The organism is Haloterrigena gelatinilytica (assembly GCF_013342145.1).
GTDB classification, from domain to species: Archaea; Halobacteriota; Halobacteria; order Halobacteriales; family Natrialbaceae; genus Haloterrigena; species Haloterrigena gelatinilytica.
This window is the reverse complement of the sequence record NZ_JABUQZ010000001.1, coordinates 1,285,471-1,307,048: the sequence shown is the minus strand read 5'-3', so window position 1 is coordinate 1,307,048 and position 21,578 is coordinate 1,285,471. Positions and strand designations below refer to the sequence as shown.

The following is a 21,578-nucleotide window of genomic DNA, read 5'->3' as shown; positions in this document are numbered from 1 at the left end:
GATAACCTGTCGGGTATCCGGTGTCTCTGCGCACGTGCCGCCTTGGTCGACGAACGGACTGACACCGAACCGCGACCCGATCACCGATATGAGCGGCTTCGTACTCTCCCGCCGAGCGTGGTGACGACCGATAGAGGGCACCGATTCAACCGTCCGCCGTCAGTTCTCGGTCAGAGACGACCTCGGCCTGCTCCTGATATCGGTGACGGACCGTCGGGACCGTTACCTGTGCCACGTCCGCAACCTCCTCTTGAGAACGGTCCCGACCACAGCGGCGGGCGGCGAGATAGACTGCTGCGGCCGCAATGCTAACGGGTGACCTGCCGGAGTGAAGGCCCTCCTCGGCCGTGACGTCGACGATCAGCTGCGCTTCCCGACGAGTCTCCTCGCCGAGCTCGAGCGCCGAACAGAACCGGGGCAGGAACAGTTCCGGATCGATCGGTTCGATCGCGAGCTCGAGTTCCTGGGCGATGTACCGGTACGCGCGTCCGATCCGCCGCCGGTCCACGCGGGAGACCCGTGCGAGTTCATCGAGACTTCGCGGGACATCCTCTTGCCGACACGCCGCGTACAGAGCCGCCGTCGCGATCCCCTCGATCGACCGCCCGCGAAGGAGGTCGGCGTCCAGCGCCTCCTGATACAGCGTGCTCGCGATTTCCTGGACTGATCGAGGCACGCCGAGCGCGCTGGCCATCCGGGAGAGTTCGCCGAGTGCTTGCCGGAGGTTACGCTCGCGAGCGTCGCCGACCTGCGCCCGTTGCTGCCACATCCGTAAGCGCCGGGCCCGGTCCCGCTGTCCGGCCTCGATCATCCGCCCGGCAGCGTCCCGGTCGCGCCAATCGATAGTCGTGGTGAGACCTTTGTCGTGAAGCAATTCCGTCGTCGGAGCACCCGCGCGCGACCGGTCCTCTCGCTCGGCCTCCGTGAACGCCCGCCACTCGGGTCCGTAGTCGATCGTCTCATCGACCACAACCAGTCCACACTCACCGCAGACGACCTCGTGCTGGTCGCCATCGCGGAGAAGACTCGCTGACTCGCACTCCGGACAGACGGTCCGCTCGCTGGCATCGGGCGCCTCCTCGACTCGTCGCCGCTCCGATCGGGCGCTCGTATCGTTCGGCGACGTCTTCTCTGCGGTTTGATTCGGTCTCTGAACCATGATCACGACGTTCGCGTTACCCATCGACGCTACGCTCGAACGCGGCCCCGTCAACCGATCGATTCGAAAGCGGATGCCGAGCGAGTATCACTGCTCATCACCCCAGTCACCGACGAGCATCTGCGGTTCCTCCTCTAACTCGAGGGACAGATCGTCCGCTTCCGGGTCGTAAACGTACGTCGCGATTCGGGTCCCATCGTACATCGCCGTACGGGTGAGCCGGACGGCGACCGGGCTCTCGTTCGGAACGCTACACGACGCCGTAACGATGAGTTCTCCCCCGCAGTCGGGGCAGGTATCAGGTACCGCTGTCGACCGCGACTCGACGAACGTCGCGACGTCAGCGAACGGCCGGCCATCGCCCTCGGCTGCGAGCCCAGCGGTCCCGCTTCGGAGCCCGAGTGACGCCGCAGAACCACTGCCCGTCACGGAACCACGTTCGGTACGGAGCGGTTAAATACGGATACCACATCGGTCCGTGGGACGGACTCGCCGTCGCGTTCGATAGCTCATCGTCGCCCTTCCGTCACCCCCTCCGGCCGGCTCTCCGGAAACTCCCGACCGCGGCTCCGAACTCGGAGCGCGTAATCGAACCCGTGTGGTTCCTCTCTCACTTGGCCGACCGGATTCCAGCGAAAGCAGGCCGAAAGCCAGCGATAAGAGGCCGTCTTTTCACCGGTTGCTAACTCTAAATAGCGGGGCGCCGTAATAGCGATAGAGTGATCAACGATAGTCGGGGAGTGACACCCAGTCCCACGGAGACCTATTGGTTCCAATGAGAAACAATTCGATAAGAGATCGTTCTGACGGGGGATCGAACGCTTCAAACGACTATCCGAGAGGTCTCGAATCACCGGACGTAGAGGAGAACGGAAACGAAGAACGCACTTCGACCCCGGAACCGTTATGAGCCCCTCTCACACCGAGACGCCCGACCGATTCGGCCTCGAGGGTGCACTGGAAACGAACCCTCACCGACGGGACGAGAGCGGCGGGGGCGATCATCACGACGGGGAGGCGGAAACGGCCGGACACCTCGCGTTGATCTACGACACTCGAGACGAGCGGCTCGAGACGGTCGTTCCCTTCCTCCAGCAGGGGCTCGAACGGGGAGAACGCTGTCTGTACGTTGCGGACGGCGACACGCCGGAGGAGGTCCGAGCCCTGTTGCGCGAGGGCGGGATCGACGTCGCGGCTGCCCTCGACGCCGGGACGCTCGTAATCTGCACGGAATCCGATACGTACCTGCAGACGGGCGAATTCGATCCCGACGAGATGATCGAACGCTCCGGCGAGATCGTCGAAGAGGCGACCGCCGAATATCCGGGGCTTCGCGTGACCGCCGAAGCGACCTGGGTCCTCGATGAGTGGACGAGGGTCGGGAACTTCATGGAGTACGAGAGCCGGGCGAACGACCTCTTTCGCGGGGAGGACTGCCTCGTTCTGTGCCAATACGATCGGACGCGATTTCCGGAGTCCGTGCTTGCGGACGTCATTCGAACCCATCCGCTGGTCGTCTCCGACGGCATAGTGGCTCGAAACGAGTATTATTCCCCGCCGACGGAATTCCTCGGGACGACCCTTCCGTCACTTGACGTCGAACGAACGCTGGAGGAGGCGACCGGTCACGCCCGGGCGCAATACGTTCTGGACGAGAGCAATCCCTGCGACGAGACCGTGGACGCGATTACCGACGAAGAGACGTTTAGCAGAGTGCTGAGTGCAGTGCTTCGCGCCGGCTACGAAAACGATATCGCGCTCGAACGCAGCTACGTCTGCCGGAACGGACCGCCGTATCCCGATTGGGACGTCACAATTCACGCCGTCGGAAAACCACCGAGCGAGACGCCCGATACGGAGACGGCCCCCGATACGCTCACTGACGAGGAGACGTTCAGGGAGACGCTGAACGCGATACTTCGCGCCGGCTACGAGAGCGATCTCGACCTCGCATCCGACAGTTTCACCTGCCGGAACGAACCGCCGTATCCCGACTGGGACGTCACGGTTCACACCGTATACGACCCTCCTACCGATGGGTGACGCATCGAATCCCTCGATCGATGACGAACACGAGGTGGTACTGGAAGCGGCGTACGAGGCGGGCTATTTCGAGCATCCCCGCCGTACCGCCGGCGAGGAAATTGCCGCGTCGCTCGACCTTTCCCCGGCCGCGTTTCAGATCCGCCTGCAAGAAGCGATAGCCGCCTGCGTCGAGCGCTACCTCGCCGAACGCGACGAGGCGGACGACTGATACGAGATGGTATGTCAACTGCCGATTGGATATCCAGTCGACCGTGTTCCAGCCAGTGCTGTACTCATCCTCTGTAGTCACCTGCACGATAGATCCGGATACTGACGGGAGCCGCCGTTCCGAAAGTCGTGAATTCGACGGCTTCGATCAGCGGTAGATGTTCTGGTAGGCCTCGCGGTACTCGCGAAGGGCGAGGCGCGCCCGCCGCCGGGAGGCGAAGCCGAATCCGACCGACGGACAGTCCTCGGTGGGGCACACCCAGTGAAACGTCTCCGACCCGGGGTCTCTGGCGACCGATACGTCCGCGTCGCAGCGGGGACACTCCCATCCCCAGCGCATATCGCCGGCGTACTCGTTGGGACGGCCCATGCTGGTTCTACGTCGGGGTTGTACGTCGCACTGAAAAGTCTCCGTCCGAACATAGTGGCCCTTTATTACAGTCAGTAGGGCTCGAGGCGACCTCCCGGTATCGCGGCCACGTTATCGCGACGGGGGTCCCTCGAGAACGAGGTGGTGATCGACGGCCTCGCGGACGCGCTCGAGGACGACCGGGTTGTCGCTGGGGCGACCGACGCTGACCGCGTCGGCGCCGTAGTCGACGTACTCGCGGACGGTCGCGTCGTCGCGGACGCCGTTGTTGGCGACGACGAACAGGTCGGTGGCGTCGGCGATATCGCGGACGACCGACTCGGTGTCCATCGCGTCGACGTGGACGTAGTCGGCGCCCGCGGTCTCGAGCGCGGCCGCGAGCGCGGGGAGGTCGACGTCGGGGACCTCGGCGCGGACCTTCACGCCGACGGTGGCGCCGGTGTCGGCGGCCCGCCGGACGTAGTCGCGGAGGCGCTCGCGGTCCCGCAGGAGCGTCTCGCCGCAGCCGGCCGCGCAGAGTTCGTCCTGTCGGCAGTGGGCGTTGATCTCGAGGAACGCGCCCCGGTCCCGGCAGACGCGGGCGGCGTCGGGGATCGGATCGGGCGTCGCGCTCCGAACGTTGAACGCCGGCTGGATCGGCGCGTCCTCGAGAGCGGCGAGCTGCCGGTCGATGAAGGCGATGGGATCGTCGGGGAGGAACTCGGTTCGGTCGCGTTCGACGAGTTCCCGCGCCGCTGCGCGGGACTCCGCGTCGATGGCGATGCCGCCGAGCACGGCGGCGCCCGCGTAGTCGGCGCCCGCTCGAGCCCACTCGGCGTCGGCTTCCCCGCTGAGGCTGGCCAGGGCGAGCGGCGGCGTGAACATACTCGAGCGTCGGCGCCGAGGGGCCTTGAACGTAGTCGTTCGCGGCCGGCGGTCGACTGCCCTCGGTCGAGAATTTGCGACGGGGGGCGACGCTCAGTCGACGATATCGATCGCTTCCTCGACCGTCCGGGCGACGCGCGCGGCGTCGTCCGAGGAGCCGATCTCGATGTCGGTCTGGAGCGTCGGCCGGTCGAACTCGGCGTCGTCGCCCTCGTCGATGACGAAGGCGTCGGCGAACGGATAGGCCGTCGCGAGCCCCTCGGTGCTGGGGTCGGCGTTGACCGCCGACATGAGATCGCCCGCGGGCCCCGAGAAGGCGTCGTCACCGAGGAACGGCGAGACCGCGACGACCGTCGACTGACTGAGCGTATCGGCCACGCCAGGCAGCGTCAGCATCGGCCCGATGCTCGTGACGGGGTTCGAGGGGCCGATGACGACGGTGTCCTCGAGCGCGTCGATGACGCCCGGCGCGGGCTCGGCGTTCGAAGAGCCGCGGAACTCGACGGTCTCGACGGTCGGTTCGCCGCGGTGGGCCACCCAGTACTCCTGGAAGTGCATCATTCCCTGCTCGGTGTGGACGAGGCTCGCGACGGGGTCGTCGCTCATCGGCAGGAGGTCGATCGTCAGCCCGAAGGCGTCCGCGAGCCGCTGGGTCGCTTCGCTCAACGAGAGTCCCTGATCGAGGAGGCTCGTCCGCGTGATGTGGACGGCCCGGTCGCGGTCGCCGATCGTCATGAACTCGGCGACCCCCGAGAAGCGCCGCCAGTTCGCGAGGTCGCGCCCCTCGGTCTGTCGCTCCTCCGGGAGGTACTGCGGGCCGTCGGGCAGCCCCGCGGCCGACGCGATATCCGACAGCGCGGCGTTGGTCCGGTGCGTGTCCCCGTCGATCCCCCACCACGTTTCGCGGTCGAGTACGCCGCCACCCTGAAACAGCAGCGTATCGACGTCCGGCGAGACGAACAGACCACCGATTTCGATGTCGTCGCCCGTGTTGGCGACGACGGTGGTCTCCTCCGGCGAGAACGCGGCGGCGGCACCGTCTAACAGCTTCGGCGTTCCGGTGCCTCCGGAGAGGAAAGTTACCATACGCAACACTCTCGAGCGTGAATACTTAATCACTTGTGGCTGGTTCCGAGGCGAGGCGATCCGACGTCAGGCTGGGGCGGTTCCGCCGAAATCGCGTCAGTCGTCGCCGACGCTCCCGCTGCTCTCGGCGCCGACCGCGGCGCCGGTTTGGACCGACGTCGAATCGAGCCAGTCGCCCCAGTTGAACCAGGCGTAGGCGATCCCGCCACCGACGACGGTCGAGACGGCGAAGGCGGCCCAGACGCCGTTCGAGCCGACGCTTTGGGCGCCGAACCACGCGAGCGGAAAACGGATCACGCCGAGGGTGAGCACGGAGATCGCCGCGGCGATCATCGTTTTCCCGGCCCCGCGAAAGCCGCCGCTGTAGGCCCGCATTACACCCATGGACCCGAACGTCAGGGCCGTGTAGCGGAGGAAGGTCGCGCCCTCGGCGACGACCGCGGCGTCGGTCGTGAACACCGAGACGATCGGCGCGGCGGCCAGGAAGACCACCGCGCCGAGGCCGGTGAGCGTGACCAGCATGACCTTCGCGCCGAAGTGGTTCGTCCGCTCGGCGCGCCCGCGCTTCCCGGCGCCGATGTTCTGGCCGGTCATCGTCTCGATCCCCTGGGAGAAGGCGATCGCCGGGAGGAAGATCACCGAGAACACGCGGGTTCCGATCCCGAAGGCGGCGACGACCGTCTCGGGGAACATCGCGATGATGACCAACAGCAGGTTGATCGAGAGGGCCCGCGCGGTCCCCTCGACCGACGCCGGCGTCCCGATCTCGACGAGTTTCCGCGCGTACTCGAGGTCGGGTTTCATCTGCGAGAGGCGGATCCGGACGCCGTGCGTACCCCGGAACATGATCGCGAGGCCGACGGCAAAGGCCAGCGCCCGCGAGAAGACGGTCGCGATCGCGGCGCCCTCGATCCCCGACCCGGCGTAGCCGGTGGCGGCGAGCAGCTCGGCCTCGAGGCCGCCCAATCCGAGGTAGCCGAACAGCGGGTTGCCCTCGAATCCGAAGATGAGGAACGGGTCGAGGACGATGTTGAGCACGACCGAGCCGAACATGACGAGCATCGGCGTGACGGTGTCGCCGTACCCCCGCATGAGCGCGAGGAAGACGAGGAAGCCGAAGACGGCCACCAGCCCGACGGAGTAGACCTCCATGTAGGCGGTGACCAGCGGCTCGATGTCGGCCTCGGCGCCGAACAACGCGAGGATGTCGCCGGCGAAGACGTAGCCGACGGCGCCGAGCGCGAGCGACGCGAGAATCGCGTACATGATCGTCTGCGAGGCGGCGTACTCCGCCCGTTCGGGGTTATCCGCGCCGGTGTGCTGGGCGACGAGGACGCTCCCGGCGACGGAGACGCCGAGCGCCAGCGCGATGAGGAAGAAGACCATCGGGAACGCGAAACTGATCGCCGCCAGTGACGTCGTGCTGTGCTGGCCGAGCCAGAACGTGTCCGCGAGGTTGTAGGTGACCTGCAACACGTTCGTGATGATCAATGGAATCGAGAGGTAGATCAGCGGCCGCGCGATCCCGCCCTCGGTCAGGTCGAGCTCGTCGGCCGATTTGAAGATCGCCTCGAGGTGATCGCGCACCGTCACTCGAATCGCTCCTCCGTCTCGTCGGCGTCGGCTGCGAGCAGTTCGCGGCGGACGTAGGTCTCGAGTGCGCTCCGGGTCCGCTCGAGCGGGTGATCGACGGCCACGTGGCGCGTCTGGGCGCCGTTCAACGCGGTGACGATGAACTCGGCGGTCTCGTCGGGGTCGACGTCCGGCCGGAAGACGTCCTCGTCCTGTCCGTCCTCGATCAGCGATCGGATCCGTCCGCGAAGCATTCGGTCGAACTCGGCGAGTTCCGCCCGGAACCGGTCGTCGTACGGCCCCTGGGCTTTGATCTCGAGCAGCGCGGTCCGGAATTCGGGCAGCGAGTCGTCCGCGGCGGGCTCGAGGTAGATATCGACGAGCGCCAGAATCCGTTCGGCCGGCGTCTCGCCCTCGAGGGTCTCGACTCGTTCCGCGAAGGAGTCGGTGAGATAGTCCAGCAGCGCGTAGAGGAGGTTCTGCTTGCTCTCGTAGTGGTAGTGGAGCGTGGCCTTGCTCTTTGACGATTCGGCGGCGATATCTCGCATCCGGAGCGACGCGTAGCCGTGCTTGCAGAGCGCGGCGTAGGTCGCCTCCATGAGTTCGTCGGTAGTTGCTGTCGTCTCAGTCATTAGGATCCCGGGGTCCGAAGGCGGTCGTTCTCGTCGTAACTGACCGGCCAGTTAGGGAAGTATCTTGGGATTCAATTCGGCCACCGAGCGGGCTGCGAGCCCTTCTCACGGCTAATTCGCCGACCAAAAGGAGAGCCGGTGAACGGTCGGCGTCGCCGGATCGCTCGAGCCGAGTCGCGCGACCGAATCAACGAATCGCCCGCCGCGAGACGGGTCGAAGAACTGCCGGACGCGAGACGGTTCCGAGAAACCGCGGAAACGAGCTGTGCTCGAGGAACCGCCGAACGAGGACCGATCCCGAGACCCGACTAGTCGCCGATCCAGTCGGCGAAACTCCCGTCGAGGAGCGTCTCCGACTGTCGGTGGATGTACGCCTGCTGCATCGCCTCGATCGCCGCGTCGAGGTCGGCGCCGTCCGCGAGCGCCGACCGGACCTGCTCGCGTTTCCAGCTGGCGGGCGTCACCTCCTGGCGGACCCGCCGCCGGAGCGGATAGAGGTACTTCGCGGCCTCTTCCTCGCTCAGGCCGCGGTTCGTCAGCCCGTCCTCGGCGTGGGCCAGCAGGTCCTCGTAGAGCGCGAGCTTGTCGGCGGTCTCCTTGCCGTCGTTGGTGACCCAGTTCAACTCGGCCTCGAGGCCGTCGACCATCGCCGCGTAGAAGTTCTCCCGAGCGAGCTGCCAGTCGAGCTCGAGGACGGGGTGCTCGAGGCGGGTCAGACTCTCCATCAGCCCGGCGAAGGCGGCGAGGAAGGCCGTGGAGTCGCGGACGGTCGGCTGGGCGGGGATGGGGCGGAACTCGATGCGGGCGTTGGCGGCCGAGCGCGTCGGTCCGCCGAACACCGGGCGGATCCACCGCCAGTAGGTACCGTGTTTGCGGCTGAAGTGGGGGAACCGGTCGTCGAAGCGCTCGCCGGCTTCGACGGGCATCGGAACGATGGTGTCGTCGTCGGCGATCCGGTCGATCGCCTCCTCGACGTTTTCCAGATCGCGAGGGAAGCGGACCTTCCCCTCGCCGGTCGTGGGATCGTTGAGCACGGTCTCGAAGACGCTGATACGGTGTTCCATCCAGCCGTCCCGGAGGATCTCCTCGGGGGTCGCCTCGTCGTCGTAGAGGTCGGCCGGGAAGAACGGCGAGTTGACGCCGAGCGCGAGCAGCGGCCCCGCGATGCGCAGCGCGTAGTTGAAGTAGTCGGGGAGGTCCGGCGCGTGGGCCACCTGATAGTGGGGTTGGATCGAGGTGATGAGGCTCTCGGGCATGACGGTGTCGGCCTGGAGCGACACGTGGGGGGCCTGGATGCACATGCCGGCGGACTCGGCCTGGTCCGTGTTGGCCATCGCGTGGTAGCGCGCGGAGTCGCTCATGTTGGTGGCGATCCGGAACGACCGCTCGGTGCCGTCGTCGTCGGTCGTCGTCCGCTCGACGCTGTCGGTGAGGTACGTCGTCGCGTCCTCGCCTTCAGGCGGCAGCGTCCAGAGCGCGTCGCTGACCAGCCGCATCTGTTCGGACTGGGTGACGTCAAGCGCCGTCTGGAGCCGGGCCTTGACCTCAGACTCCTGGGCCGCCAGCCCGTGGGCGTTCAACGGCTGCGGGCTGGTCGTCATCTCCGCGTTGTGCAGCCCGAGTTCCTTCTCGAACCCGATCAGTTCGAGCAACCGGCGGGGAACCCGCCGCAGCGCGCAGTCGTCGTTCTTGACCGCGTAGAACTCGTACTCGAGGCCGACGATCGCCTGCGGATTGTCGAAAACGCCCTCGTCGACGGCGTCTTTGATCACCTCGGCGTCCGCCTGCGCCTGCTCGCGAAACCCCGCGGCGTCGACGGTCAGCACGTCGGCGACTCGCTCGGCGAGCTCCTCCTCTGGCATACCTCCGAGTGCGAGCGCGATTGTCTTTAAAGCACAGCCTCGCGCCCGCGCCGCGGCGCTCGGGACCCCTCACTCGAGCGGTCTCAGAACCGTTTTACTCCCGCCGCCGGTACACTCCGGCGATGGAGTTCGCCACGTTCGCCGACCGCGCCGCCGCGATCGAAGCCGAGCCGGCCGACCTCGAGATCGTCGCCCGAACCAGCGAGTTGCTCGCGGACGCCGGCGACGATAGCGAGGAACGACGTTCCGCTGACTCTGCGGTGGACCCGCAGACCGTCGAGATCGTCGCTCGGTTCGTCCAGGGACGCGTCTTCCCGGCCTGGGACTCGACGAAACTCGACATCGGCCCGACGACGTGCTACGAGGCGATCGCCCGCGCGGCGGGGACGAACGTGGGAAGCGACGACGTCGAGGAGCGACTGGCCGAGGTCGGCGAGATCGGCGAGGTGGCCGCCGGCTACGAGTTCGGCGGCCAGCAGGGCCTGGGCGCGTTCACCGGCGGGGGCGGAAACGGTGGCGGCGCCGGCGGGAACGATCTCACCGTTCGCGAGGTCTACGAGACGCTCGCCGACCTCGCCGCCGCGGAGGGCTCGGGGAGCCAGGACCGCAAGATCGATCTCCTTTTCGGGCTCTTCAATCGCTGCTCGAGCGAGGAGGCCCGCTATCTCGCCCGCCTCGTCCTCTCGGAGATGCGCATCGGCGTCGGCGAGGGCACGGTCCGGGACGCGATCGCCGAGGCGTTCGACGTCCCCGAGGAGCGGGTCGAACGCGCCCTGCAGGTCTCGAACGACTACGGCGAGGTCGCCCGCGTCGCCCGGGACGAAGGCCTCGAGGGCCTGGACCGACTGGACCTCGAAGTCGGCCGCCCCGTCCAGGCGATGCTCGCACAGGCGGGGACGGTCACCGACGCCCTCGAGGAGTGGGACGAGGCCGCCGTCGAGTGGAAGTACGACGGGGCGCGCATCCAGTTGCACTACGATCCCGAGGCCGCCGAGGCGGGCACCGAGACCCGCGTCTTCTCGAGAAACATGGAGTCGGTCACCGACGCCCTCCCCGAAGTCGTCGAGTTCGCCGAGGCGACCCTCGAGGAACCCGCGATTCTGGACGGCGAGGTCGTCGCGATCGACGAGAACGACGATCCGCTCCCGTTCCAGGAGGTGCTCAAGCGCTTCCGCCGGAAACACGACGTCGCGAAGGCCCGCGAGGACGTGACGGTTCGGCCGGTCTTCTTCGACTGCCTGCACGCCGACGGCGAGGACTTACTCGAGGAGCCGCTGACGACGCGCCACGAGCGGCTGCGGGCGGTGCTGGCGGACGGCGAGGCGCCGGAGCGGGACGAGGACGAGATCGAGGGGCTCTCGCTGCTCTGGACGACCGACGATCCCGACGCGATCGAGGCGATCGACGCCGAGGCCCTCGAGGCGGGCCACGAGGGGATCATGCTCAAGGATCCCGACTCGACGTACTCGCCGGGCCGACGGGGCAAACACTGGCGCAAGCGCAAACCAGACGTGGAGACGCTGGACTGCGTGGTGACCGGCGCGGAGTGGGGCGAGGGTCGGCGCGCGACGTTCTTGGGCACCTTCGAACTCTCCGTGCGCGCGGGCGACGACTTGGAGACCGTCGGCAAGGTCGCGACGGGCATCACCGACGAGAAACTCGAGGAACTCACGGAACTCCTCGAGCCCCACGTCGCCGCCGAGGAGGGTCAGGCGGTGGACATAGAGCCTGCAGTCGTCTTCGAGGTCGGCTACGAGGAGATCCAGACCTCGCCGACCTACTCGTCGGGCTACGCGCTTCGCTTCCCGCGGTTTCTGGGCGTTCGCTCCGACAAGGACCCCGAGGACGCGGACACGCTCGAGCGCGTCGAACGGCTGCAGGCGTAGCGAGCGACAACGGCGATATCGTCGGGGATGACTTAGAGAATCGTGTACTGACAGTTCCGCTTTCGGAACGCTTGAGAGCGACTGTCGGAAAGCGTGACCGTGTCCCGAACCCGACTCTTCGCGTCTCTCTGCGGCCTCGTCTTCCTCCTCAACCTCGCCAGAATCATCTTCGCGCCGCTGCTTGACGTCTTCATCGCCGAGTTCGCGATCGGCGAGGCGACGGCGGGGCTCATCGTGACCCTCGTGTGGGTCGGGAGCGCCTCCCCGCGGCTGCCGACGGGGTGGCTGCTCACGAGAGTTCCGAGACACCGCGTCGTGATCGGCTCCGGGACGATTCTCGCGATCTCCGCGGCGCTCGCTGCGAACGCGACGACCGTTCGACACCTGCTGATCGGCGCCTTCCTCATGGGCATCGCCTCCGGCGTCTACTTCGTCGCGGCGAACCCGCTGCTGAGCGAACTCTTCCCGTCGCGGGTCGGCCGCGCGATGGGGATCCACGGCGCCGCCGCCCAGATCGGCGCGGTGGCCGCCGCCCCGTTCGTCGCGCTCACGCTGCTCGTCGACTGGCGGCTCTCGCTGTGGACGATCGCCGCCGGCGCGGCGCTGCTGACGGCCGTCACGTGGGTCACCGCGCGACGGACCGAGATGCCGGCGGCGGGCGAGGCCGACCGCGACTTCGTCGCCGGCGCGCTCTCGGAGTGGAAGCTCATCGCGACGGCGCTGGCGATCGTCGGCGCGACCTCGTTCGTCTGGCAGGGGCTGTTCAACTTCTACGAACTCTATATGCAGTCGAAGGGGCTCTCGGACGGCGCGGCGGGCACGCTGCTCACGATCGTCTTCGCGGCCGGCGTCCCCGCGTTCTTCTTCAGCGGGGATCTGGCCGATCGGTTCCCCTACGTTCCGTACCTGCTCGGCGTCGTCGGAACGTTCGCCGCGACGCTACTCCTGTTGACGGCGGTCGAGGGCTTCCTCGCGCTGGCCGTCCTCAGCGCGGTTGTCGGACTCGTCATCCACGCGCTGTTCCCGGCCACGGACGCGTACCTCCTCGATACGCTCCCGGACTCGACGCGGAGCAGCGCCTACGCCGTGTTCAGCTCCGCCTGGATGCTCGCGCAGGCGCTGGGCTCGTCCGCCCTGGGGTGGGTCCTCGAGCGCGGCCACACCTACGACGGCGTGTTCGCCGGCGCCGCGCTCCTCCTCGGAGCCTCGGCCGTCGTCCTCCTGGGTCTCGAGCGAATCGGGCGGCTCCCGAACTGAACCGGCGCCGTTCGGGAGCGTCGACCGTCGGGACGGGAAACTCCCCGCGTCGAAGACAGGTAAGCACCCTTAAGACCCACGCCCGACAGGATGCTCGTATGCAACCGCGCGACCTGTCCGACCACGTCGCCTACGAGGCGGGTCGAGGCATCGAGGAAGTCGCCCGCGAACTCGGGCGCGACCCCTCGGAATTCGTCAAACTCGCCTCCAACGAGAACCCGCACGGCCCCTCCCCCGCGGCCGCCGTGGCGCTTCGCGACGCCGCCTCGAGCGTCAGTTCCTACCCGAAAGCCGCCCACGCCGACCTGACCGCCGCCGTCGCCGACCGCTGGAACGTCGGCGACGAGCAGGTCTGGCTTGCCAACGGCGGCGACGGGGCGATCGACTACCTCCACCGGGCGACCCTCGAGCCCGGTGACACCGTCTGCGTCCCGACGCCGGGCTTCGCCTACTACGGGATGAGCGCCCGCTACCACCACGGCGAGGTCCGGGAGTACGCCATCGAGCGCGAGGACGACTTCGCACAGACCGCCGAGACGGTCCTCGACTCCTACGACGGCGACCGCGTCGTCTGGGTCACCAGCCCGCACAATCCGACGGGGTCGACGATGCCGCTGGCCGAAATCGAGCGACTCGCCGACGAGACCGACGACGAGACGCTGATCGTCGTCGACGAGGCCTACGGCGAGTTCGCCGACCGCGACAGCGCCGTCGCCCTGATCGAGGGTCGGGACGGCTACGACGCTCGCGACGATATCGCCGTCCTGCGGACGTTCTCGAAGGCCTACGGGCTGGCCGGCGTCCGCCTCGGCTACGCCGTCGTCCCCGCGGAGTGGGGCGCGGCCTACGCTCGGGTGAACACCCCCTTCGCGGCCAGCGAACTCGCCTGCCGGGCCGGCCTCGCGGCGATCGACGACGAGGAACACGTCGAGAGAACCGCCGAGACGGCCCGCGAATCACGCGAGCACATGCGCGACGCGATCGACGCGCACGTCTGGGAGAGCGAGGGGAACTTCGTGCTCGTCGACGTCGGCGACGCCAGCGCGGTCGCCGAGGAGATGCAGCGGCGGGGCGTCATCGTCCGCGACTGCTCGAGTTTCGGCCTCCCGGCCTGCATCCGCATCACCTGCGGCACCGACGAGGAGACCGAGCGCGCGGTCGAGACGCTCAACGACGTGCTCGCGGACCTCGATCTCGAGTCCGAACCCGACAGCGACGCGGACCCCGACGGCGAACCCGCGATGGATCCGGACCCGGAAGCGGAGGTGTCCGACACGTGAGAGTCGCCGTCACCGGGACCCCGGGAACCGGGAAGACCACCGCGACCGAACTGCTCGAGTCGCGGTTCGCGGATGACGACGCGGCGCCCGACTTCGACGTCGTCCACCTCAACCGCGTCCTCGAGGACGAGGGCCTCTACACCGAGGTCGACGCCGACCGCGAGAGCCTGGTTGCCGACCTCGAGGCCATGAGCGAGTGGCTCGAGGGCCGGGACGACGTCGTGATCGAGTCCCACCTCGCCCACCACTTCGCGGCCGACCGGGTCGCCGTCCTGCGGTGTGCGCCGGAACGGCTCGAGGCGCGACTCCGCGAGCGCGGCGAGACCGAGGCGAAGGCGACGGAAAACGCCGAGAGCGAGGCGCTGGACGTCATCCTCTCGGAGGCGGTCGACGAACACGGCCTCGAGTCGGTCTACGAGATCGATACCACCGACCGCGATCCCGAGGCCGTCGCGGACGCCCTCGAGGCGGTCGCGACGGGCGAACGAGAGCCGAGCGCCGGCGAGGTCGACTACGTGGGGTACCTGGCATGACGCTGGACAAACTCAGACCGTACGTCTCCCGATTCTTGGATCCGTTCGTCAGAGGCTTCGACCGCGTCGGGTTGACCCCCGACGGCGTGAGCGTGCTGGCCTTCGGCATGGCCGTCCTCGCGGCGGCCGCGTTCGCGCTGGGCGGTCGCGCCGATCCGATCTGGTACGTCGCGGCCGCGACGCTGGTCTTCCTCAACGGCTGGCTGGACATCATCGACGGCGCGCTCGCCCGCGAACAACAGGTCGCCTCCGCGGGCGGCGACCTCCTCGATCACGTCCTCGACCGCTACGCCGACATCGTCGTCATCGCCGGCCTCGCTGCGGGCATCGACGACTATCTGCTGGGCTTCCTGGCCGTGACGGGCGTCGTGATGACCTCCTACCTCGGCACGCAGGCCCAGGCCGTCGGCCTCGACCGCGTCTACGGCGGCCTCGTCGGCCGCGCGGACCGACTGGCGATCATCGGGATCGTCGGCTTCGTCGCCTACCCGCTGGCCGACCTCGAGCCGGGCGGAGTCACGGTGATCGGCTGGCTGCTCGTCTTCCTCGCGGTCGTCGGTCACCTGACCGCGCTCCAGCGGTTCGCCTACTCCTGGGCGGCGCTTGACTGAGTCTCGCGCTCTCGAGGTCGCGTTTCTCTTTCGTCCCGATTCACTCGAGAACACTACGTAAGCCCTGTCCCGTTCGTTCCCACCTGTGCCGGCTGATCTATCAGGCCATCGCGGGCGGAAATGAAAGGGGACGGGGCTTTCGTGGAGTTTCCAGCCGTCGCGGCATCCAACGTCGACGCTACGAAGATCGACACAAAGACGCCAACGGAAACATCGAATCATCGAGACCGCGCCGCATGGTTTATGGCTCGCCGCGATATACGTACCCCCATGGTCCAGTGCGAGATGTGTGGCGCCGAGACGTCGTCTCCGAAGACAATCAAGGTCGAGGGCGCGAAGCTCGACGTGTGTTCGAACTGTACCGATTTCGGTACCGAGGTCAAGCAGACCTCCAGCTCGAGCTCCTCGACGAAGTACTCGACCGGCTCGAGTTCGTCGTCCAGCTCCGGGGGTAGTTCGGGTGGCTCTGCATCGAGTTCGTCGTCCCGTTCGGGCGGCTCGAGTTCCCAGCGTCGGTCGGACATGTTCGACGACATGGACGAACTCGCGACCGACTACGACGACCGCGTCCGCAACGCCCGCGAGCAGAAGGGGCTCAGCCAGTCGGACCTGGCCAACGAACTCAACGAGAAGGCGAGCCTGATCCGCAAGATCGAACGCGGGGACACGCTCCCCAGCGACCGCGTCCAGTCGGAACTCGAGAGCTTCCTCGAGATCGACCTGAGCGCCGAGGGGAGCTCCGGCGACGATTCGGAGTGGTCTGGCGGGTCGGCCTCGGGCAGTTACACGCTCGGCGACGTCGTCAAGCGAAAGGACTGACGGGCGACCGATCCGGGCGCCGACGCCGATTCGCGCCGGCGACTCGCAAGCTATTTCTTCCGTGCGGATGGCTGTGCTCGTATGTTCGTTCTCGTTAACCTGAAGACGTATCCCTGCGACCCCGTCGCAGTCGCCGAAGCCGTCCGCGACGTCGACGAATCGACCGACGCGCGCCTCGCGGTCGCACCGCAGGCGGCCGACCTCGCCCGCGTCGCCGAGACGGGCGTCGAGACGTGGGCCCAGCACGTCGACCCGATCGAACACGGGAGCAACACCGGCCACACGCTCGCCGAATCGGTCGCCGACGCGGGCGCGGTCGGGACGCTGATCAACCACTCCGAGAAGCGGCTGAAACTGGCCGATATCGACGGCTCCGTCCGCGCCGCTGAGCGCGCGGGCCTCGAGACGGTCGTCTGCGCGAACAACCCCGAACAGATCGGCGCGGCGGCGGCGCTGGGTCCGGACGCGGTCGCCGTCGAGCCGCCGGAACTGATCGGCACCGGAACGCCGGTCAGTCAGGCCGATCCAGATATCGTCGAGGACGCCGTCGAGGCGGCCGACAACGTCGATAGCGAGGTGTCGGTCCTCTGCGGTGCCGGCATCAGCACCGGCGACGACGTCGTCGCGGCCGGCGACCTCGGCGCCGAGGGCGTCCTGCTGGCCAGCGGCGTCGCGAAGGCCGACGACCCGCAGGCGGCTCTTGAAGATCTCGTCGACCCGCTCTGATCGGGAGTTGATAGGTCACGGAGAATCGATCACATCGCGAGGTGCGGCAGGGCCGCGCCACTGGACTTTTCCCCTCGGTCACGGTAGCGTATCGCATGACTAACGACTACCCCATCCCGGTGACGCTCGAGAACCGCCTGATGGGACAGGGGATCTACGTCACGGGCTGTGAGTTGCGACCGCCGGACGACGAGCGCGACGGCTCGGACTCGACCGCGGATGATGTCACTGACGGCGAGACTGCAACTGCGGTTCCGGACGGGGCTGGCATCGTCCTCGAGTACGAGACCGTCGCCGAGACACCCGCCGTCGACAGCAATGAAGTCGGGACCGTCGTCCGAACGGTACTCGATATCGCCGCCGAGCGCGAGTGGTCGCCGGGCCGCCTCGAGGCGACGTCGCTGACGACCGACGGGCAGCGGCGCGGCGAGTGGCACGTGAAACGAGAGTGGTTCGAGGGACTGGGACTGGAGATCGACGACCTCGAGTTCTCGCAGCGGGTCCTCGGGACGGTGCAGTCGGCCGACGGGTAGGATCCGTACCGGCCTGCGGTTGGCCGAACGACGGACGGGCAGATAGGAAGACGGACAGTCAGGGAATCGTTCGCTGAATCAGTCAGTAGGTTTTTCAGGCGATCGTGACGGTCTGAAAGTAGGTAGATTAATAATCTCTCACACACCAGTCGTCGTAGATTCGCAGATGACCGGAGAACAGATCTACGTCTCGCACGCCCCCGGCGACCTCGAGCTCGTCCAGGAACTGTTCTCGACGGTCAAGAACTTCCCCTTCGGCGTCCACATCGCCCTCGAGGAGGTCGAGTCCGGCCGCTCGCGGAAGCGACTCGAGGGACGACTCGCGAACAGCGACGTCGTCGTCGCGGTGGTAACCGACGACGCGGCGACCGACCGGTGGATCAACCAGGAGATCGGCTACGCGCGGGCCAAGGGGATTCCGGTGCTCCCGCTCCACGAGGACGAACGCCAGCGGGACGGGTACGTAAGCGACGTCGACGGCGTGGCGATCGATCGGGAGAACCCGTCGTTTACGATCTTCAATCTGCTCAGTCGCCTCCGGAGCGAACTCGCGCCCCTCGGGGCGCTCTCGGTGCCTAACTGGTACATCCGGTTTCCCTGTACGATTCCCGACTGCGGCCACCCGGTCACGCTGGATATCGAACGGGACCAGACGAAGCTGTGGAAACAGTACAAACACGGGAAGCTGTTGACGGCCTCGTGTGCGGACTGCCGCTCGACGTACTACTTCGATCCGGCGACGATCGGCTTCGTTCGCCGAGAGGAGCGACCCGGATAGCGGTCGTTGGGGTCGCCCGGATCGAGTCAGGTCCGATCGACGAACTCGACGATGCGTTCGGCGATCTCCTCGCCGGCGTCCTCCTGTAGGAAATGTGCCGCCTCGTCGATCCAGACGTCGGGCTGCTCGGTCGCGGTCGGGATGTGTTGTCGGAGCGGATCCCGGTCGTGAGACGTGATCGGATCCTCCCTGCCGAACAGCACGAACGCCGGTTTCTCCCACTCGCCGAGGCGCTCCTGCGTTTCGGCCATCAGCTCCGCCCCGGGGTCGTCGGGCGATGTCGGGACGAGGCCGGGGAACGTCCGCGCGGCGGCCATGTGTCGCTCGTCGGGGAACGGCGCGCGATAGGCGTCGACGACCGCCTCAGAGAGGTCGCGGTAACAGCCGTTCCGGACGAGTCTGCCGATGTCGAGGTCGTCGGCGGTCGCCACCATCTCGGCGAACTCGTGCCATCGGTCGCTCATCTCCTGGGTCCCGTCCGGGACGCCGGTGTTCATCGGAACGAGTCGCGCGAACCGCTCCGGCCGGTGGACCGCGAGCGGGAGCCCGAGGACGCCGCCCCAGTCCTGGCAGACGAGCGTGACGTTCGTCAGATCGAGTGCCTCGACGAACGTCTCGAGCGCGTCGTAGTGCATCTCGACGGAGTAGGCGTCGCGGTCCTCGTACCTGTCGGAGCGCCCGCAGCCGATCAGATCGGGGACCACGACGCGGCCGCGCTCGGCCAGGATCGGCATCATCTTTCGGTAGAGGAACGACCACGTCGGCTCGCCGTGGAGACAGAGGAACGTCTCCTCGTCTCTGCCGCCGTCCCCGCTCCCGCCGGTTTCGACGTAGGCCATTCGCAACTCGCCGACGTCGACGTACTCCGGCTCGTAGTCGAAATCGGGCACGTCGGCGAACCGTTCCTCCGAGATGCGTACTACCATGAGCCGTGTGACCACACAGTAATATTAAACGGTTGGGGAACCGACGTGAACGGGCCGCGCGTTGTCAGCGCTCGAGCCCCCGAATCTCGAACCGGAGCGCGTTCGCAGGGCGCTCTATGGGACGCAACCGGCGTTTTCAGACGCTCGCTCCGTCCGTTTTCTCTCGAAGCGAACATCCAAAAACGTTATATTTTCGTTAACCTCCTCTAGAGACGTGGTTTACGAGACGGACAACCGGACGGTCGACGACGCGCTCGAGCGGGTGCTGGCCGGCGAGCGACTGGATCGGACCGACGGGCTAGCGCTGATGGCGCAACCGGTCGAACCGCTCGCAGAGGCCGGTGCCGTCGTGCGCGACCGCTTCGGCGACGGCACGGTCGACGCCTGTTCGATCGTCAACGCGAAGGCCGGCAACTGCGCCGAGGACTGCGGCTTCTGCGCCCAGTCGGTCCACTTCGACACCGGAATCGACACCTACGGCTTCCTCGGTCCCGAGAAGATCCTCGAGGCCGCCAAGCGAGCCGAGGCCGACGGCGCCCAGCGCTTCGGCATCGTCGTCGCCGAGAAGGGCGTCTCGAAGGAACGCCGCCCCGAGGAGTGGCAGGAGGTCATCGAGTCGATCCGGCTCGTCCGCGACGAGTGCGATCTCGAGGTCGACGCCTCGCTGGGCATTCTGACCGAGGAGGAGGCCGCGATCCTCGCCGACGAGGGGATCAACCACTACAATCACAACATCGAGACCTCGCCGCGGTACTTCCCCGAGATCGTCGACACCCACAGCTTCGAGGATCGCGTCGAGACCCTCGAGGTGGCCAAGGAAGCGGGGATGGACCTCTGTGCCGGCGTCATCCTCGGGATGGGCGAGACGCCGGCCGACCGCGTCGAGGCCGCGATCGCCCTCCAGGACATCGGCATCTCCTCGCTGCCGGTGAACGTGTTGAACCCGGTCGAGGGGACGCCGCTGTACGAGCAGGGTGCCGACATCACCACCGAGGAGATCGTGAAGACGGTCGCGGTCTACAAACTGCTCCACCCCGAATCGCGGGTGCGCCTGACCGGCGGTCGGGAGGCGAACCTGGCGCCCGAGGAGCAGCACCTGCCACTCGAGGCCGGCGCCGACGGGCTGCTCACGGGCGATTACCTGACCACGGAGGGCCAGTCGCCCGGCGACGACCTCGCGATCGTCGAGCGGGCCGGACTCGAGCCAAACATGGAGGCCAACGAGTTCGACCCCGAGACGGTCAAGGCCCGCCACGACGACGCCGCGGAATCGTCGACCGAGACGTCGGCGAGTACGGGCGCGGAACCGAGCGACGACTGACGAACGAGAGACGCGAGTACACTCATGGACGAAGTCACGTTTGCAGTACTTGGAACGGGAGGTATCGGCCGACGAGCGCTCGAGGTCAGCCAGCACAAGGACGATCTGACGCCTGTCGCGGCTTGCGATCGTCACGGCACGGCGATCGATTTCGACGGGCTGGACGTCGACGAACTGCTGGCGGCGACGGAGGGCAATATCGACAACGAAGTCGCTGCCGACGGCGGGGGAGCGACTGCCGTCGACAGCGAGGGCGGCGTCAAACGACACGGCGAGGACAGGGGCGTCGTCGCCTCCGAGCAGGCTCGCCCCAGCGAGGACCCCATTCGGGACGTCATCGATCGCGGCGACGGGATCGACGCCGTCCTGCTCGCGCTGCCGAACTACGAACACGACTTCATCCCGCGGGTCGCCGACCGCTTCCTCGAGGGCGGCTACTCGGGTGTACTGATCGACGTGCTCAAGCGCTCGCGCGTGATCGACATGCTGGACGAGCGCAGCGCGGCCTTCGAGGACGCGGGCATCACCTTCATCTGCGGCGCCGGGGCGACGCCCGGTCTCCTGACGGGCGCCGCGGCGCTCGCCGCCCAGTCGTTCGTCGAGGTCACCGACGTCGACATCTGGTGGGGCGTCGGCCTCAAATCGGGCTACGAGGACAACCGCGGCACCGTCCGCGAGGACGTCGCCCACCTCCCCGACTACGACCTCGAGACCGCGCGCGACCTCTCCGACGAGGAGATCGAGGCGATCATCGACGACCGCGACGGCGTCATCGAGTTCGAGGACATGGAACACGCCGACGACGTTCTGCTCGAGCGCGCGGGGGTCTGCGACGCCGAGGACGTCACGGTGGGCGGCATCCTCGACGTGCGCAGCGACGAGAAGCCGACGACCACGACCGTCCGCGTGACTGGCCGAACGTTCGACGGCGAGACGGCGACGAACACGTTCCGACTCGGCGACGAGACGAGCATGGAAGCCAACGTCAACGGACCGGCGCTCGGCTACCTGAAAGCCGGCGCTCGCCGAAACCGTGCGGGCGAGTACGGCGTTTTCGGCCCGGCCGAACTGATGCCCGGGTTCTGAACCGCTCGAGCCGTCCCGTCCGCA

General features: G+C 67.4%; 21 protein-coding genes. 13 read left to right on the top strand and 8 right to left on the bottom strand.

The genetic code is table 11. The annotated features are described in order from the left end of the window. Positions 1-145 precede the first annotated feature (145 nt). Positions 146-1,159 carry a transcription initiation factor IIB gene (locus HTZ84_RS06645; RefSeq protein WP_174679954.1) on the bottom strand — a complete coding sequence of 338 codons (1,014 nt, stop codon included), beginning with the start codon at positions 1,157-1,159 and terminating at the stop codon, positions 146-148. Between the two features lie 906 nt (positions 1,160-2,065). Here HTZ84_RS06645 and HTZ84_RS06640 point away from each other — a divergent pair. Both HTZ84_RS06640 and HTZ84_RS06635 read left to right on the top strand, forming a co-directional pair. Next, entirely contained in the window at positions 2,066-3,202 is a 1,137-nt protein-coding gene (locus HTZ84_RS06640) for an MEDS domain-containing protein (RefSeq protein ID WP_174679953.1), read from the top strand. Continuing rightward, positions 3,195-3,413: a helix-turn-helix domain-containing protein gene (locus HTZ84_RS06635; protein WP_174679952.1), complete on the top strand. Its 219-nt coding sequence runs from the start codon at positions 3,195-3,197 to the stop codon at positions 3,411-3,413. The genes HTZ84_RS06640 and HTZ84_RS06635 overlap by 8 nt, the downstream gene beginning before the upstream one ends. Positions 3,414-3,560: 147 nt before the next feature. Here the strand turns inward: HTZ84_RS06635 and HTZ84_RS06630 are convergent, their stop codons facing one another. The 6 genes from HTZ84_RS06630 to HTZ84_RS06605 all read right to left on the bottom strand — a co-directional run bounded on the left by HTZ84_RS06630 (position 3,561) and on the right by HTZ84_RS06605 (position 9,798). Continuing rightward, on the bottom strand, positions 3,561-3,782 hold the full coding sequence (locus tag HTZ84_RS06630; protein ID WP_174679951.1) for a hypothetical protein: 222 nt from the start codon (positions 3,780-3,782) through the stop codon (positions 3,561-3,563). A gap of 111 nt (positions 3,783-3,893) precedes the next feature. Continuing rightward, positions 3,894-4,646, bottom strand: coding sequence for a tRNA-dihydrouridine synthase (locus tag HTZ84_RS06625; protein WP_174679950.1), 753 nt, complete (start codon positions 4,644-4,646; stop codon positions 3,894-3,896). Positions 4,647-4,739: 93 nt separating this feature from the next. Further along, a complete protein-coding gene (cofD, locus tag HTZ84_RS06620) occupies positions 4,740-5,732 on the bottom strand; it encodes a 2-phospho-L-lactate transferase (protein ID WP_174679949.1) in 993 nt (330 codons plus the stop codon). A gap of 96 nt (positions 5,733-5,828) precedes the next feature. After that, a complete protein-coding gene (locus tag HTZ84_RS06615) occupies positions 5,829-7,325 on the bottom strand; it encodes an MATE family efflux transporter (RefSeq protein ID WP_174679948.1) in 1,497 nt (498 codons plus the stop codon). After that, a complete protein-coding gene (locus HTZ84_RS06610) occupies positions 7,322-7,936 on the bottom strand; it encodes a TetR/AcrR family transcriptional regulator (protein ID WP_174679947.1) in 615 nt (204 codons plus the stop codon). Before HTZ84_RS06610 ends, HTZ84_RS06615 begins: the two co-directional genes overlap by 4 nt. Positions 7,937-8,244: 308 nt before the next feature. Continuing rightward, the gene (locus HTZ84_RS06605) at positions 8,245-9,798 is read right to left on the bottom strand and encodes a hypothetical protein (protein ID WP_174679946.1); all 1,554 of its coding nucleotides are present in this window, start codon (positions 9,796-9,798) and stop codon (positions 8,245-8,247) included. Positions 9,799-9,920: 122 nt separating this feature from the next. On the opposite strand from HTZ84_RS06605, the gene ligA reads away from it, so the two are divergent. From ligA to HTZ84_RS06560, 9 genes are all read left to right on the top strand, one after another. Then, positions 9,921-11,684: an ATP-dependent DNA ligase LigA gene (gene ligA / locus HTZ84_RS06600; RefSeq protein ID WP_174679945.1), complete on the top strand. Its 1,764-nt coding sequence runs from the start codon at positions 9,921-9,923 to the stop codon at positions 11,682-11,684. Between the two features lie 99 nt (positions 11,685-11,783). Further along, positions 11,784-12,941, top strand: a complete 1,158-nt coding sequence (locus HTZ84_RS06595; protein WP_174679944.1) for an MFS transporter — start codon at positions 11,784-11,786, stop codon at positions 12,939-12,941. A 98-nt stretch (positions 12,942-13,039) separates the two neighbouring features. Beyond that, positions 13,040-14,221 carry a histidinol-phosphate transaminase gene (hisC, locus tag HTZ84_RS06590; protein ID WP_174679943.1) on the top strand — a complete coding sequence of 394 codons (1,182 nt, stop codon included), beginning with the start codon at positions 13,040-13,042 and terminating at the stop codon, positions 14,219-14,221. Continuing rightward, on the top strand, positions 14,218-14,754 hold the full coding sequence (locus HTZ84_RS06585) for an adenylate kinase family protein (protein ID WP_174679942.1): 537 nt from the start codon (positions 14,218-14,220) through the stop codon (positions 14,752-14,754). The genes hisC and HTZ84_RS06585 overlap by 4 nt, the downstream gene beginning before the upstream one ends. After that, positions 14,751-15,365, top strand: a complete 615-nt coding sequence (locus HTZ84_RS06580; RefSeq protein ID WP_008895209.1) for a CDP-alcohol phosphatidyltransferase family protein — start codon at positions 14,751-14,753, stop codon at positions 15,363-15,365. The genes HTZ84_RS06585 and HTZ84_RS06580 overlap by 4 nt, the downstream gene beginning before the upstream one ends. A 270-nt stretch (positions 15,366-15,635) precedes the next feature. Continuing rightward, positions 15,636-16,184 carry a multiprotein bridging factor aMBF1 gene (locus tag HTZ84_RS06575; protein ID WP_174679941.1) on the top strand — a complete coding sequence of 183 codons (549 nt, stop codon included), beginning with the start codon at positions 15,636-15,638 and terminating at the stop codon, positions 16,182-16,184. A gap of 81 nt (positions 16,185-16,265) precedes the next feature. Then, entirely contained in the window at positions 16,266-16,910 is a 645-nt protein-coding gene (gene tpiA / locus HTZ84_RS06570) for a triose-phosphate isomerase (protein WP_174679940.1), read from the top strand. Positions 16,911-17,005: 95 nt separating this feature from the next. Next, complete coding sequence (locus tag HTZ84_RS06565; RefSeq protein ID WP_174679939.1) at positions 17,006-17,443, top strand: hypothetical protein; 438 nt, start codon at positions 17,006-17,008, stop codon at positions 17,441-17,443. A gap of 166 nt (positions 17,444-17,609) precedes the next feature. Next, positions 17,610-18,221 carry a TIR domain-containing protein gene (locus HTZ84_RS06560; protein ID WP_174679938.1) on the top strand — a complete coding sequence of 204 codons (612 nt, stop codon included), beginning with the start codon at positions 17,610-17,612 and terminating at the stop codon, positions 18,219-18,221. A 26-nt stretch (positions 18,222-18,247) separates the two neighbouring features. Here the strand turns inward: HTZ84_RS06560 and HTZ84_RS06555 are convergent, their stop codons facing one another. Next, positions 18,248-19,147: a haloalkane dehalogenase gene (locus HTZ84_RS06555; protein WP_174679937.1), complete on the bottom strand. Its 900-nt coding sequence runs from the start codon at positions 19,145-19,147 to the stop codon at positions 18,248-18,250. A 214-nt stretch (positions 19,148-19,361) separates the two neighbouring features. Here HTZ84_RS06555 and bioB point away from each other — a divergent pair, with 214 nt between their 5' ends. Together bioB and HTZ84_RS06545 are read left to right on the top strand one after the other, a co-directional pair. After that, positions 19,362-20,468, top strand: a complete 1,107-nt coding sequence (gene bioB, locus HTZ84_RS06550) for a biotin synthase BioB (protein WP_174679936.1) — start codon at positions 19,362-19,364, stop codon at positions 20,466-20,468. Positions 20,469-20,492: 24 nt separating this feature from the next. Next, the gene (locus HTZ84_RS06545) at positions 20,493-21,554 is read left to right on the top strand and encodes a transcriptional regulator (protein ID WP_174679935.1); all 1,062 of its coding nucleotides are present in this window, start codon (positions 20,493-20,495) and stop codon (positions 21,552-21,554) included. Positions 21,555-21,578 lie beyond the last annotated feature (24 nt).